General features: G+C 37.1%; 12 protein-coding genes. 5 read left to right on the top strand and 7 right to left on the bottom strand.

The window, feature by feature from the left end; genetic code table 11:
* Positions 1–186: 186 nt before the first annotated feature.
* The 4 genes from KHA96_RS13765 to KHA96_RS13750 all read right to left on the bottom strand — a co-directional run bounded on the left by KHA96_RS13765 (position 187) and on the right by KHA96_RS13750 (position 5,695).
* Entirely contained in the window at positions 187–1,188 is a 1,002-nt protein-coding gene (locus KHA96_RS13765) for a PstS family phosphate ABC transporter substrate-binding protein (protein WP_213129828.1), read from the bottom strand.
* Positions 1,189–1,323: 135 nt separating this feature from the next.
* Positions 1,324–2,580, bottom strand: coding sequence for a methyl-accepting chemotaxis protein (locus KHA96_RS13760; protein ID WP_481748241.1), 1,257 nt, complete (start codon positions 2,578–2,580; stop codon positions 1,324–1,326).
* A gap of 632 nt (positions 2,581–3,212) precedes the next feature.
* Positions 3,213–4,991, bottom strand: a complete 1,779-nt coding sequence (pnpS, locus tag KHA96_RS13755) for a two-component system histidine kinase PnpS (RefSeq protein WP_213129826.1) — start codon at positions 4,989–4,991, stop codon at positions 3,213–3,215.
* 2 nt (positions 4,992–4,993) lie between these two features.
* Positions 4,994–5,695, bottom strand: a complete 702-nt coding sequence (locus KHA96_RS13750; protein ID WP_213129825.1) for a response regulator transcription factor — start codon at positions 5,693–5,695, stop codon at positions 4,994–4,996.
* Positions 5,696–5,964: 269 nt separating this feature from the next.
* Here KHA96_RS13750 and KHA96_RS13745 point away from each other — a divergent pair, with 269 nt between their 5' ends.
* Positions 5,965–6,207 carry an indolepyruvate ferredoxin oxidoreductase subunit alpha gene (locus KHA96_RS13745; protein ID WP_213129824.1) on the top strand — a complete coding sequence of 81 codons (243 nt, stop codon included), beginning with the start codon at positions 5,965–5,967 and terminating at the stop codon, positions 6,205–6,207.
* A 185-nt stretch (positions 6,208–6,392) separates the two neighbouring features.
* Here the strand turns inward: KHA96_RS13745 and KHA96_RS13740 are convergent, their stop codons facing one another.
* Entirely contained in the window at positions 6,393–8,810 is a 2,418-nt protein-coding gene (locus KHA96_RS13740; protein ID WP_213129823.1) for a heavy metal translocating P-type ATPase, read from the bottom strand.
* Between the two features lie 192 nt (positions 8,811–9,002).
* Between KHA96_RS13740 and KHA96_RS13735 the strand changes: the two genes are divergently transcribed.
* A complete protein-coding gene (locus KHA96_RS13735) occupies positions 9,003–9,212 on the top strand; it encodes a hypothetical protein (RefSeq protein ID WP_213129822.1) in 210 nt (69 codons plus the stop codon).
* 58 nt (positions 9,213–9,270) lie between these two features.
* Here KHA96_RS13735 and KHA96_RS13730 read toward each other — a convergent pair whose 3' ends face one another.
* Positions 9,271–9,693 (bottom strand): disulfide oxidoreductase, encoded by a 423-nt coding sequence (locus KHA96_RS13730; protein WP_213129821.1) that lies wholly within the window; start codon positions 9,691–9,693, stop codon positions 9,271–9,273.
* A gap of 1 nt (position 9,694) precedes the next feature.
* Positions 9,695–10,357 carry a DsbA family protein gene (locus tag KHA96_RS13725; protein WP_213129820.1) on the bottom strand — a complete coding sequence of 221 codons (663 nt, stop codon included), beginning with the start codon at positions 10,355–10,357 and terminating at the stop codon, positions 9,695–9,697.
* Positions 10,358–10,524: 167 nt separating this feature from the next.
* On the opposite strand from KHA96_RS13725, the gene KHA96_RS13720 reads away from it, so the two are divergent.
* The 3 genes from KHA96_RS13720 to KHA96_RS13710 are packed head-to-tail and all read left to right on the top strand — an operon-like array spanning position 10,525 to position 14,226.
* Complete coding sequence (locus KHA96_RS13720; RefSeq protein ID WP_213129819.1) at positions 10,525–12,027, top strand: spore germination protein; 1,503 nt, start codon at positions 10,525–10,527, stop codon at positions 12,025–12,027.
* The gene (locus KHA96_RS13715; protein WP_213129818.1) at positions 12,017–13,108 is read left to right on the top strand and encodes a GerAB/ArcD/ProY family transporter; all 1,092 of its coding nucleotides are present in this window, start codon (positions 12,017–12,019) and stop codon (positions 13,106–13,108) included. Before KHA96_RS13720 ends, KHA96_RS13715 begins: the two co-directional genes overlap by 11 nt.
* The gene (locus KHA96_RS13710) at positions 13,108–14,226 is read left to right on the top strand and encodes a Ger(x)C family spore germination protein (RefSeq protein WP_213129817.1); all 1,119 of its coding nucleotides are present in this window, start codon (positions 13,108–13,110) and stop codon (positions 14,224–14,226) included. The genes KHA96_RS13715 and KHA96_RS13710 overlap by 1 nt, the downstream gene beginning before the upstream one ends.
* Positions 14,227–14,235: the final 9 nt, after the last annotated feature.

Raw genomic sequence — 14,235 nt, 5'->3', positions numbered from 1 at the left:
GCAAACTTCTTATCCTTTTCCCTACGATAAGTCAACATCGACTCGTTCCTCGTCGTGTTTCCTTTATCTCAGTCAAAGGCCAAATAAGGAACGTCGACTAAAGACTGCCACGTCCTGTGGCAACGTCGACGGACCCACATCCTGTGGGCCTGTACGTCGATGAGCAAGGCGCTTCCGCTTTTCTATCTACTTTGTAACTTCTTCTAGTTTTGTTAGTGCTTCTTGATATTCTTCATCTTTAAGACTGATGTATCCTACTTCCTCAGCTAGTTCACCAGCATTTTCTAGTGCAAATTTCACATAATCATATACTTGAGGTTTACCAGTTAATGCATCATTACGTACATAGAAGAATAGTGGACGGGATAGTGGCTCGTAAACTCCATTCATAATTGTGTCATGATCAGGAGTGACAGCTTCCCCTTTGCTATTGACAATAGGTACTACTTTTAGATTGTCCTTATTTTCAATGTAGTACGAGAATCCGAAGAATCCAATACCGCCTTTATCACCTATAACACCTTGTACTAGGACGTTATCATCTTCAGATAATGTTGCGTCTTTGCGCATTTGCTCATCTTCAAGAATGACTTCATTCCAATAGTCATATGTTCCGGAATCTGTTCCTGGGCTAAAGAATGAAATTGGTTCTTCCGGCCAACCTTCACGAACGTCCGCCCAAGTTTTCACATTACCGCTCTCTACCCACATTTTTTTCAATTCTTCAATGGATAGTTGGTCGACAAAATTATTATCTTTATTCACAACGACAGATAAACCATCGTAAGCAATTTCAAACTCTGTATACGGAATACCGCCATCATCTAATAATTGTGTTTCTTCTTCTTTTATCGGACGGGAAGCATTACTAATATCTGTTTCACCGGCAATGAATTTTTTAAATCCGCCGCCTGTGCCTGAAACGCCAACAGGTGCTTTTACATCTGGCTGTATCGCTAAGTATTCTTCAGATACAGCTTCCAAAATTGGGAAAACAGTTGACGATCCATCGATACCTACTGATCCAGAAAGTTTTTCATTAGAATTTTCTTCTACCTTTGCAGAGCTGTCATTTCCATTTGCTGAACTGCTGTTTCCATTTGTAGAACTTCCATCTCCGTTTCCACACGCTGCAAGTAAGAGTGCAGATGATAGAGTGACTGTAGCAAATAAGGATTTCAACTTCATGTTAAGATTTCCCCCTGTGAACATTTTATTTGTTTCTTACACTCTTTATCTTACATAGTGTTTATAAATTCGCGATTAACTCTGTGTAAAGGTTATGTAAATATTCCGTTCGCTTTTTATGAATATAAAACGATGTCATATAATAAATCGACTTATTAACATTCTCAAATCTTTGGAAAGCGAATATAAAGTATTTGATATGTGTTGATTTTTATCGACTAGCTCTAACTGATTTTCTGAATGGGAGGCCATTTCCTCTGTACTAGCTAATGTTTCTTGTGAAATACTTGTAAAGCTTTCTGCTAAATGCTCCATTTCTGGAACGACTGTTTGTAAATCATTTAATAATAGTTTCATATTTTGCAAGTGTTCAGTTGTTTCGTTAATTTTTGCCAGCAAAAATTGAAAAGCATCGTTAGACGTTTCAGCCACCTTTATATGATTATTAATTTTCATTTCCATTTGCTTAAACTCAATTGCTGCTTGGTCACTAATATGCATCATATTTGAAATCGGAATCGCAATACTTTCAGTGGCTTTTGACGTTTGCTCAGCCAGCTTTCGAACTTCATTTGCAACGACAGCGAACCCCTTTCCTGCCTCTCCAGCATGAGCCGCCTCGATTGTTGCATTTAAAGCTAGGAGCTTAGTCTGTTCAGATATATCTTGAATCAGTTTCACAATCCCAGAAATATCATAGGAATGCTCCTTCACTTGGTAAATGGTTGAATTAATTTTTGAACATTCATCGCTTAATTCATTCATGGATATCATCATTTCATTAAGATACGCTTTTCCTGTTTCAGCTTGTCCATTCATATTTTCTGCACTTGTATTTATAAGATAAACCTGGTCAGCTACATCGTTAATATTCCCTTTAACCAACTGAAATTGAGACGTATTTTGCTCGGAGCTTGACGCAGTTTGTTCTGCCCCTTGATTCACAACTTGAATCGTATTAAAAAGTTGAGATGTGTTATCTCGAATTGCCGAAGAAGAGTTGTGCAGCTTCGCCCCTGCATCAGCCAGATGATCGGTCGTCATTTGCACCTCTTTTATTAAACTTTTCATATACTCCATCATTTGATTAAAGCTTTTAGTTAATGAAACAATTTCTGGAGTCGTTGTCTTTATAGGCACTAATTGACTTAAATCTCCCTCGCTGACTTTATGTATAGCATTCCTCAACGTAGCTAATGGTTTCGTCAGTTTTCTAATTGCAAAGAAAATAATGAAGGATGATACAAAAATGCTAATGATCAATATAATTTGCACATACTCTCTTAAAGCATCAATATTTCCGAGAAAGTCTTTCGTAGGAATGGCAATGATTAAGGTACTCCTAATTTCTTGTACAAATATGAAAGCAATGATATATTCCTCCCCATTCATCTCTTCATAAAGTGTTCCTTCTTTTTTCGTTAAAATAGTTGAAATCAAGTTTTTATTGAAGGTCATGTTAGTTGTTTTACTAACATCGAATGGTTGAATCTGTCCATCTTCATTGATCTGAAAAAAATCCGCATTCAATCCATCTTGAATCATTTCAACAGATTGAGCTCGGATTCCATATTGCATTTGTTTTTCAAATTTTTCTGCATCATTTATGTAAGATAGTTTTAAATACTCCGCTCTTTCTCGGCTCACCTTTATTTCTCTTTCTACTCTATTTTCATTTGTTTCAATTAACATTCTCGTTGCTTGGGCATAACTTATATAGCTAGTCGCTCCAGTCAATAAAACGATAATGCTAAGGACTAATAATAATAGCCTGGTACTGAAAGATAATCTGGCAAATATCCATTTATCGCTGCGTTTTACCGGACTACTTATATTACTTTCTCTTTGTTTAGTAGACTTTTTCTCTCTCATCTATATTTCCCCCTCACTTTCCTTTTATTATGACTTCGCTATGTATAGTTATTGTAAATTCCATGTAAAATTTACGTATTTTTTACATACTTCAAGAGAAAATAAACATAAAAAGACTCCGCAGCCATTTAAGACTACGGAGTATGAAAACACTATATATATTCCTGTTTTTTTGGAAGGCTGATAATAAATGTGGTACCTTCGCCTTCTACACTTTCAACTTCAATTGTACCATGGTGCGAGTCGACTAAATGTTTCACAATCGCAAGACCTAGTCCTGTTCCGCCCGAACTGCGCGATCTAGCTTTTTCCACGCGATAAAAGCGTTCAAATATTCTTGGCAGTTCTTTTTGAGCAATGCCGATTCCAGTATCAGATATGAGAAGTTTAACCTTATTCTCCACTTCTATTATCTTTACCGAGATTTCACCCCCATCTGGTGTATAGGCAATTGCATTTGAAAGCAGATTTAAAACAATCTGTTGAATGCGGTCTTTTTCTCCCTCTATCCATATTTCTTTATTTTCTGGGAGAGTGATATGTAAGTTTTTTTTGACGGCTTCTTTTTTTATCGTATTGGCAGTACTTAATACAGCATCTGTTACATTAACAGGTTCAATCTCAAGCGGGATGCGGTGGTGCTCAATGCTTGATAAATAGAGGATGTCCTTAATAAGGCGATGCAGTCGGTCACTCTCATTATAAATGATCGTCAAAAAGTTTCGGCATAATTCCTCATCTTCCATTGCCCCATCAAGCAATGTTTCAGCAAACCCTTTTAAAGAGGTAACGGGGGTCTTTAATTCATGGGATACATTTGCCACAAAATCGCTGCGCATTTTCTCGAGTCTGCGAATATCGGTCACATCATGGAGAACAGCAATAATCCCGCTCACTTCCCCATTTTCACGTATGTAGGGAGCTAAATGAGCATCTACTGTTCTTTCCTTAGGATAATAAAAATGTGCTTCTTTTCTAAGCTCTTTTCCTGTTTTAAAACATTGTTCGATCAGATGACTAAGTTCTTTACTTCTGCCTACCTCAGTATGATGCTTATTCGTAAAAGTTCTTGGGTCTTCTCCAAGCATTTGTCCCATTGCACGGTTAGCTAATAAAATTCGACCATCAATATTGACTAGTAATACTCCACTCATCATATTTGCTAGGACGCCTGTAAGCCGCTGCTCATTTTCATGGAGTTTATCCATTTGATTTTTCAAACTGGATGCAAGGACATTAATGGCATTCGCCAATTGGCCTAGCTCCCCTTTAGATTTCATTTTTACACGAGCAGAGTAATCTTTTTCTTTCAGTTTTTCAGATACATCAATCATTTCCTCGATTGGACCAGAAATACCCTTTGCTAATCTCATCCCAATAAGTCCTGTTAAAAGAAAAGCGGCGAACAAAACAAGAGTGAGGCTGATCCATAACCTCTTTATCGCATGCTCTATATTTTCCATTGATAGGGAAACCCTCATGACGCCGACTGTTTGATTGTTTTCATTAATTGGAATCGATACATACATCATGCTAAACCCGAGGGTATCACTATATCGAATTGAAAGTCCTGATTTTAAATTCTCTTTGATGATCTGCTTTACTTCAGGGCGTTTCAGATGATTTTCCATTTTAGCAGGGTCATCTTTCGTATCTGCTAAAACGACGCCATCTTTATCAATCACGGTTAAGCGCGATTGTATAGACGAAGACAACATCATGATTTTATTTTGCAGGTCGCTCGCATGCAAGCCTGTTCGATCCATTTCGACTGCATTAAATACTAAATGTGCAGTTTGCTTCAATTGATTTTCTTTTAGGTCATAATATGTATTTTTCATCATTTCCGCTAGAAAAAAACCAGAAATAAGTAGTAATAATGACATTAATAATAAAAATGAAAACGTAATGCGAATCCATAGTTTATGCATTTTTATGGTTTCTCCAATTTATAGCCGAAACCGCGAATCGTCTTAATATAATCGGGTTGCTTCGTATCTTCCTCAATTTTCTCACGCAAATGACTAATATGAACATCAACGATTCGTGAATCGCCGGCAAAATCATAATTCCATACCGCATCCAACAATTGATGACGGCTTAATACTTTTCCTTGATTATTGGAAAGGTATAGTAAAAGTTCAAATTCTTTCGGAGTAAGCTCAAGCTTTTCTCCAGATAGAACAGCTTCATATTTTTCAGGAAAAACAGTTAACTTCCCAATTTCGATCACTTCATTTTTCGAAGTAGCTTCGGAAGCCTCATTCATATTAGACCTTCGTAAAATGGCCTTTACTCTAGCTATTACTTCACGCGGGCTAAAAGGCTTTGTCAAATAATCGTCTGCACCTAGTTCAAGACCCAGCACCTTATCAAATTCATCATCTTTGGCCGTTAGCATTAAAATAGGTGTTTTTACTTTTTCCTGCCTTAATGTTTTGCAAACATCCATACCATCCATTCCCGGAAGCATCAAATCTAACACAATAAGATCCGGATTCTCCTTCATGGCCATCTCTAAGCCCGTCTTTCCATCTGCAGCAGTCATAACTGAAAACCCGGCCTTCTCTAAGTTAAAACGCAAAAGCGTCACAATTGAAGGCTCATCATCAACAACAAGCACTCTCTCCACCATCAAACCTCCTTCTTTTTCTAGGGACAGGTCCATTCTGTTTTAAATGTACGGTTTTCGAAGTAAACTGTCAAACTTCATAAATTTGACAATGTATTTTCGCTCTTTTTTTCGTACAATTGAAATAGGATAGTGATTTTGCTATTATTAAGAATGAACCGAGCTAATTTTTTTATTTTAGTTCCTTATTCAAGCGAAGTGTGACTGAAAGATTTCTCTGCTGTGAGCGGCGAAATTATTATAAAGATAATATTATTAAAGGTGGTTTTTTTATGTCATACGTTATAACTGCACCATGTCTTGGAGAGAAGTTTGGCGAATGTGTCGAAGTTTGTCCTGTTGATTGTATTCTTGAGGGAGAAGATATGTTTTTTATCGATCCCGATTTATGCATCGACTGTGGTGCTTGCCAGGCAGTATGCCCAGTAGAAGCGATATATCATGAGGAAGATTTGCTTCCAGAAGATGAGATTTATATCCAAAAAGCGAAAGAATTTTTTGCTTCAGCGGAATAGAAAAGTGTAAGCGCCTGTTCATCGACGTACAAACTTCAGGGCCTTTGACTGAGGTAAAGGAAACATCGATGTTGACTTATCGTAGGGAGAAGGACAAGAAGTTTGATAGGCGATAGGCGCTGGAACTAGACACGATAAAAAGACAAGGTTGAAAGATGTTACTCCATCTCTTAACCTTGTCTTTTTTAAAGTTTTACCCTCTGTAATCTTAGTGCATTTAATACAACAGATACAGAGCTGAATGCCATTGCTGCACCAGCGACCCATGGCGCCAGGAAGCCCGCTGCAGCGATCGGAATTCCTAATGTATTATAGGCAAATGCCCAAAATAAGTTTTGCCTAATATTTCGTATTGTTTTTTGGCTCATATAAATGGAATCGGCGATGCTGTTTAAGTCGCCACGAATGAGCGTAATATCCGCTGCTTCCATTGCTACATCTGCCCCAGTTCCAATTGCCATTCCAATATCAGCAATCGCGAGCGCGGGGGCGTCATTAATTCCGTCTCCAACCATCACAACTTTTTTGCCAGCATTTTGCAGCTTTTTTATTTCTTCCGCTTTTCCTTCCGGCAATACTTCAGCAATGACGCGATCGATGCCGACTTCTTTTGCGATTGCCTCTGCAGTTCGAGTATTATCCCCCGTCATCATAATGACCTCAATATTCATTTCTTTCAAACGCTCGATCGCTTCTCGTGAAGTATCCTTAATGGTGTCTGCAACTGCTACGATTCCCGCATACTTACGATCAACGGCGGCAAGCATCGCTGTTTTCCCTTCACTTTCATAACGATTTATTTTGTCTAGCGCTTCTTCTACCACAACATTGTTTTTTTTCATAAGACTTTTAGTTCCAACTATAATTTCTTTACCACCAATAACAGCTTTGATGCCAAACCCTGGGATTGCTTCAAATGAAGAGGGATGTTTTAGAAGAACTTTTTTCTTTTTTATCCCTTCCACGATTGCTTCTGCCAAAGGATGTTCTGATTGCTGTTCAGCCGACCCGATCAAAGATAAAAACTCTGTCTCATTCAAAGAAGTAGATATGTTCGTTAAAACGGGAGTGCCGTTCGTTACAGTCCCCGTCTTATCCAATATAACGGTATCTACTTTATGCGTTGTTTCTAAATGTTCGCCGCCTTTAAATAAAATACCATATTCGGCAGCTCTTCCTGATCCAGCCATTATTGAAGTTGGCGTCGCAAGCCCGAGAGCGCAAGGACAGGCAATAACGAGAACCGAAATCATTTTTTCTAAAGCTTCCGGAAAATTACCTGGCGCAACCCTTGTAAACCAAATGATAAACGTTAAAATGGCAATCCCAACTACAATAGGGACAAATATACTAGAAATATAATCGGCCAATCGCTGAATCGGAGCTTTCGACCCTTGTGCCGTTTCCACCACTTTGATAATTTGTGCTAGAGCCGTCTCCTTTCCAACTTTAGTTGCTTGTATTTTAATAAAACCATTTTTATTAATGGTTGCACCAATAACAGTGTCACCGGCCTTTTTATCAACCGGTACACTTTCTCCCGTAATCATTGATTCATCAAAAGCAGCCTGCCCTTCGATAATCGTTCCATCCACCGGAACTTTCTCGCCTGGTTTAACGAGTAAAATATCTCCCTCTTCCACTTCTTCAAGTGGAATATCAAGGATGGCATCTTGACGAACAACGGTCGCTGTTTTTGCTTGTAATCTCATCAGCTTTTTTATCGCCTGGGAAGACCTTCCCTTTGCCTTTGCTTCAAATAGTTTTCCGAGAATAATTAACGTAATCAAAACGGCACTCGTTTCAAAATACAAATCAATCGAGTGGCCAGGATTTCCAATGGAGCGTATTGCTATAAACACGCTATAAAAATAAGCAGCTGATGTACCCAATACAACTAGAACATCCATATTTGCACTATGATTCCGCAATGCTTTAAAGGCAGCTACATAAAATTGTTTTCCAATATAAAATTGCACTGGAGTCGCAATGGCCATTTGAACCCACGGATTCATTAACCATTTCGGCACATAGACAAAAGAAGTAAAGCTAAAATGCGAAGCCATTGTCCAAAGCAGTGGAAGAGTTAATAGTAAAGAAAGAAAGAATTTTCTTTCTTGGTTCTTTATCTCTCTCTCACGATAATCAACTGTCTCTTTATCGCCTTCCTCCTTTTTCACGATCGCTCCGTATCCTAGATGTTTGACTCGTGTGGTTAAGTCTTTTGTAGTCAAGACAGAGGGATTAAATTCAACCATCGCCTGCTCAAGTGCAAGATTGACATTTGCTTGAAGGACTCCGCCCATTTTTTTCAAACCTTTTTCAATTCTTGTTGAACAAGCAGCACACGTCATGCCCTTAATGATTAATTCCACTTTTTCAGTTACGATATCGTACCCTAAGTCCTTCACTTTTTTTTGAATATCTTCCACTGATATTTTCTGTTTATCGTAAAGAATATTTGCTTTTTCCAAAGCAAGATTGACATTTGCTTCCTTCACACCTTCAAGCTTATTCAATCCTTTTTCAATTCGATTTGAACAAGCTGCACACGTCATACCAGTAATTTGAAATTGGCTTTCTGAAACATCACTATTTTTCATTTTTCAGATCTCCTTATACCAACACAAGGTATATAAGAGATTCGTTTAAGATGTCAAAATCTCCTTCTTAGAATCCTTTCAATTACACAATTTTTAAAAACTTTCATCTGGGTAAACAAAAAATGCCTATACACATATGTCACTTTTGAATAAGATAAAACGAATATTATTGTTACTGCTAGGAGGGTAGAAATGTCTAACGAAAAAAGAACGAAAGAAATTCATGTTGAAAACTTAATTATCCATGCTCAAAATGTTGAAGTGGTGGAAAAAGGACATAACAGAGAAAGAGAATGGGAAGCACCTGCTCGAGATCCATGGGGATTTTTTTGGGGAAGACCAATGGAGGCTCCTGAAGAAGCAGCTGAGGTAATTGAATCTGATGGAGAGAAAGAAAATTAAACATGTGCACGTATAAGAACGGAAAGTGAATTATACCACTTTCCGTTCTCTTTGCTCATTATTTGCGATCTTGTCTATATAGTAGAATCATGAATATACTAATCAACGTAAAAGCCATTAGTGCCAAAAATGGAATTGTTATAAAACCGAACCAATTAATGTATTGTACATTGCAAGGCACACCTTGTACACATGGCTTGATTCCAGCAAAACCTGGAACTTTTTGAACTAAATAATGGTATAAAGATATCGTGCCGCCGATTAATGATACAGGGAGAACGTACTTTTTAATATGTCTTTCATTATAAAACGCAGCGATCCCAAGGATAATCGTAAGTGGATACATAAAAATTCTTTGAAACCAGCAAAGTTCGCAAGGTATATAGCCTTTAATTTCACTAAAATATAAGCTTCCTAAAGTAGCAACTACTGAAACGAACCAAGCAAAATATAACGTTAAAGGTGGTTTAGACTTATTCATTTTAACTGTCCAAACCCTTTTCAATTTCTGCTGCTATCGCGTTATAATCAAATGGATCATCCAACATTACTCCGTTAATAATAATGGTTGGCGTGAATTGAATATTTACATCTTCTACAAGCTGATTATCGATATCCACTTCAGCAAGTGTTCCTTCTTGATCGATGTCTTTTTTAAATTGCTCAAAGTTAATATTAGGAGCATACGCTTCTGCAATTTCCACCAATGAGTCTGTTGTCACCCACTCTTCATCGTGATTTTGTGTAGAAGGCTGAGCATCAAAAACTCCTTGATGAAATGCCCAAAAACTCTCTGGATCTTGTTTGAAAACAGATTCAGATGCGAGCGCTGCTAGTTTTGATTCGTTCCCGTGAAAAAGGACATTTATGTATGTGAGCTTCGCTTTTCCAGTATCGATAAACTCCTCTTTTAACTTTGGAAATACTTTTACTCCCCAAGCCTTACAAGATGGACATTTATAATCACCAAATTCGACAATTGAAATAGGCGCATTCTCATTACCTAACGTCGGTTGATTTTCTAACTCATCAAGGCTGACTTTTGTTTGGTCATCATCTTTTCCATTATTATTAAAAACCAATACGAGGGCCACGATAATGGCAAAAACGCCAATGGTTATCATGACAATATTTTTATTATTCATTTACATCTCTCCGCATTTGAACGTTAATGTCCATAATAGTATCATACCCCATGATGGTATGTAAATAAAATAGACTAGCCTTTGAATAATAAAGAAATATTTGACAGATACTTTGTTTAATCAAGTGAAAATTCCTATTTTATTAATGAGACGAGTTGAGAAAGGCTATGTCTTTTTTCAAAAAAAAGAATAAAAATGATGTTAAAAAAGAAACTTTCATGTTTCCGACCATTGATGAAAATGTCCTTTATTTTAGGGATGCTTTATATAATACTGATGATTTAAAAACCCGAACTATCCGTTTTAACGGGATTCCCGGAGTTATTATCTATTTGGAGACAATTGCGAATTCCGAGGAGCTGCAGCGAAGTTTACTTATCCCGCTTTCACAAGCAAATACAGAGCAAAGTATAGATACGATTATCACAAGCTCTCAATTTTCAAAAACAAGCAATATGAATATCGCAGTTACCACCATTCTTAAAGGAAATAGTGTGCTTTTTTTTGAACATGGGACAGAGTTTTATATATTAAACACTTTACAACTCCATTCCCGCTCTCCGGAAGAACCTGAAAATGAAAAAATTGTTCGGGGATCCCATGAAGGGTTTGTAGGCAATCTTAAAATCAATTTAAATTTGATAAGAATGCGGATTCAAAACCGCTGTTTGAAAATAGAATATGTCGATCTTGGTTGGGAAACAAATACGCAAGTAGCGATTGTCTATTTGGAGGAAATAGCAAACCCTGAACTAGTCGATGAAATAAGGAAAAGAATTAAATCCATCTCATCCGATATGATTTTTAGTCCTGGTTATATTGAAGAATTTATTGAAGATAAACCGTTATCACCTTTTCAACAAATTTTATATACGGAAAGACCAGATCGTGTCGAAGCCCACTTAGTAGAAGGAAGGATAGCTATCTTTTCCGAGGGTACCTCTGATGTTTCAATTATGCCGGTATCTTTTTTTGCCTTTTTCCAATCTCCCGACGATTTCAATATAAGGTTTTATGCGGGTTCAGTGTTTCGCTTACTGAGATTTCTAAGCTTTTGGGGTGCCATCACCCTCCCTTCCATTTATATTGCCGTTATTAGTTTTCATTTTGAGCTTATTCCGAATGATGTGATTACGGTTGTGAAAAGTTCCATTGAAAATATTCCTTTCCCGCCTTTTATTGAAGCATTAATTATGGCTGTTACGATTGAATTAATAAGAGAAGCTGGGATAAGGCTCCCATCACCGATTGGACAAACAATAGGTATAGTCGGAGGGCTAATTATCGGTGAATCCGTTGTTAATGCGGGGCTTGTATCTAATGTTATGGTCATTGTTATTGCCTTAACAGCTATTATGTCATTTACAATTCCTTCGTATGAGATAAGCAACACAGCTCGACTTTTATCATTGCCTATTATGATAGCTGCTGCAACGCTTGGATTTGTAGGAATCATTTTTTGCTTGATGATTATCGTCATTCATTTATGTAAACTCGAATCTTTAGGAACACCTTATCTCGCTCCGTTTGCGCCATTAAAAATACCAAACTTGAAAGATTCTATTGTCCGTTTTCCTATTTGGATGCTAAACAAACGGCCAAAAAACATCAAGCCTCAGAAAATAATAAAGCAAAGTCGGTCAAGGGAATGGGACAAAAATGAAAAGTAATCATCAGATTTCCCAATTTCAGCTAACCTTAGTTTTGATTCATGCACAAATCGGTGTAGGAATCATTTCTTTGCCTTATGTCATGTTCCTAGAAGCGGATGGAGACAGCTGGATCTCTATTTTAGTCACTGGAGTCTTGTTGCAAGTGATGATTGTTTTAATGTGGGGTTTAATGCGGAGATTTCCAAATCAAAACCTGTATATGGTCCTGCAAACCCTTTTTGGAAAATTTGTAGGAAAAGTAATCTCCGTATTATACTGTTGCTATTTTCTTATTGTTGCTGGGATGGTCATGGCTAAATTTGCTTTTACGATAAAAGTTTGGATGCTGCCGTTGACACCTCAATGGCTAATTTTGCTACTTATGATTTTGACAGTGATTTATATGGTAATTGAAAAACTTCAAATCATCGCTCGTTTCCTTTTTCTGGCATCTTTATCGTTAATTGTATTTATCGTCTTATCGGCCTATTCATTAAAATTTGCCAACTATACGTATATCCTGCCAATTGGAAGCAATGGATTTTTGCCTATTTTAAAAGGAGTAAAAGCGGGATTTCCTTCATTTCAAGGATTCGAGTTATTCATGATATTGTTTCCATTTGTCCAAGCAGATCAAAAAAGCGTACTAAAAGCAGCTACGATTGCCAATGTTTTTGTCACTCTATTTTATGCTTTTATTACTTTGACATGTTTACTTTTCTTTAGTCCACAAGAATTAAAGCTTATTCCCGAACCCGTTCTATACTTAATTAAATCATTTGCATTTAAAATCATTGAGAGGCCTGATTTAATTTTCACATCTCTATGGATTGTTTTAGTTGCTACGACCATTATGTGTCTGTTATTTGCTTCCTCCATCGGTCTTTCTTCTGTAATGAATAAAAAAAACCATAAATTATTCGTTTTTCTCTCAGCTGCTGCTTGTTTTATCATAGCATTTATACCAAAAGGAAAATTTGAAATTGCTGCACTAGGTAAAATCAATAGTCAACTTGTTACATTTTTTGCCTTCGCTTTTCCGATTATTTTCTTCCTCATTTCCATTATTTTCAAGAAAAAAGAACGGAGAGGTTACTAATGGATCGTCGTCTTCTATTGATTCCTATTTTATCGCTTATACTTGCTAGTTGTTGGGATCAGAGGCTTTTAAGGGATAATAGTTTAATACTGGCGATCGGTTATGACCAAGTGGATAATGAAATCATGACAACGATTGCCCACCCTCTTACTGCATCGGGCGGTCCTAATCAAATTTCTGCTCCACAAAGAAGTGAGATTTTATCTTCTACAGGATCCTCTGCAAGAGACGCTGAAGTCCATATGGAGCAAAAGGTACCCGAGAAATTCGATTTATCAAAGGTCAAAGTTATATTAATAGGGGAAAAATTAGCTTCTCATGGGATTTTTCCTATTTTGGATTCCACGTATCGAGATTTAAGGGGTCCTTTAAATGCCAAGATTGTGGTCATAAAAGAAAATGCCAAAGAAGGGCTGTCCATTAGAGTGCGTGAAGCAATGACGATCAGTGATTATTACTCCGAACTTCTCCATACATCGGAACAAGGCGGGATTACAAAAAATGAAAATGTACAGGAGATATTCCCAATAACTTTATCAGAAGGGAAGGATTTTGTTGTTCCATATTTGACGATAGAGAAGGATGAGAATAAAGCAAAAGTGCTTGGGGTGGCAATGTTCGATAGTGATAAATTTTCGGGGACATTGGGACTAAAGGAATCCAGCATGCTTCTCGTGTTATCCGATAACAAAAAGAAAAACCTCCCCTTTAATATAAAAATTAGTAATAAGCACAAACAAGAACTGGACAACTTCGTAAGCATCCAAGTACAAAATATTAAAAGGAAAATTAAATTTCATAACAAAGATGGATTGGTAAAAGCAACAGTAAAAATCGATCTAAAGTTGGCAGTTGAAGAGTACCCACCAGACCATTTATCTAAGAAAAGTAAAGTCGAGGACCTCAACAAAAGAATAGAGAGACATTTAAACCTGCTTGCGGAAAACACGATAAAGAAAATGCAGGAAGCAAATTGTGATGCGCTCGGAATAGGTCAAAGACTAAAAGCACATCATTATCAAATTTGGAAATCATTGGATTGGAATCAAATCTACCCCGATATACCGATCCATGCCGAAATTAATACAGAGATCATCCAGCAAGGGCTTATAAATTAGAAAAGTGTA

It is taken from the genome of Bacillus sp. FJAT-49711 (assembly GCF_018343715.1).
GTDB lineage: Bacteria > Bacillota > Bacilli > Bacillales > Bacillaceae_C > Lederbergia.
This window is presented reverse-complemented; position numbering and strand designations above follow the sequence as displayed.

Coding starts and splice junctions, on each gene's coding strand:
- KHA96_RS13765 (WP_213129828.1), bottom strand. CDS start 1,188: ATGAAGTTGAAATCCTTATTTGCTACAGTCACTCTATCATCTGCACTC.
- KHA96_RS13760 (WP_481748241.1), bottom strand. CDS start 2,580: ATGAATGGGGAGGAATATATCATTGCTTTCATATTTGTACAAGAAATT.
- pnpS (WP_213129826.1), bottom strand. CDS start 4,991: ATGCATAAACTATGGATTCGCATTACGTTTTCATTTTTATTATTAATG.
- KHA96_RS13750 (WP_213129825.1), bottom strand. CDS start 5,695: ATGGTGGAGAGAGTGCTTGTTGTTGATGATGAGCCTTCAATTGTGACG.
- KHA96_RS13745 (WP_213129824.1), top strand. CDS start 5,965: ATGTCATACGTTATAACTGCACCATGTCTTGGAGAGAAGTTTGGCGAA.
- KHA96_RS13740 (WP_213129823.1), bottom strand. CDS start 8,810: ATGAAAAATAGTGATGTTTCAGAAAGCCAATTTCAAATTACTGGTATG.
- KHA96_RS13735 (WP_213129822.1), top strand. CDS start 9,003: ATGTCTAACGAAAAAAGAACGAAAGAAATTCATGTTGAAAACTTAATT.
- KHA96_RS13730 (WP_213129821.1), bottom strand. CDS start 9,693: ATGAATAAGTCTAAACCACCTTTAACGTTATATTTTGCTTGGTTCGTT.
- KHA96_RS13725 (WP_213129820.1), bottom strand. CDS start 10,357: ATGAATAATAAAAATATTGTCATGATAACCATTGGCGTTTTTGCCATT.
- KHA96_RS13720 (WP_213129819.1), top strand. CDS start 10,525: ATGTCTTTTTTCAAAAAAAAGAATAAAAATGATGTTAAAAAAGAAACT.
- KHA96_RS13715 (WP_213129818.1), top strand. CDS start 12,017: ATGAAAAGTAATCATCAGATTTCCCAATTTCAGCTAACCTTAGTTTTG.
- KHA96_RS13710 (WP_213129817.1), top strand. CDS start 13,108: ATGGATCGTCGTCTTCTATTGATTCCTATTTTATCGCTTATACTTGCT.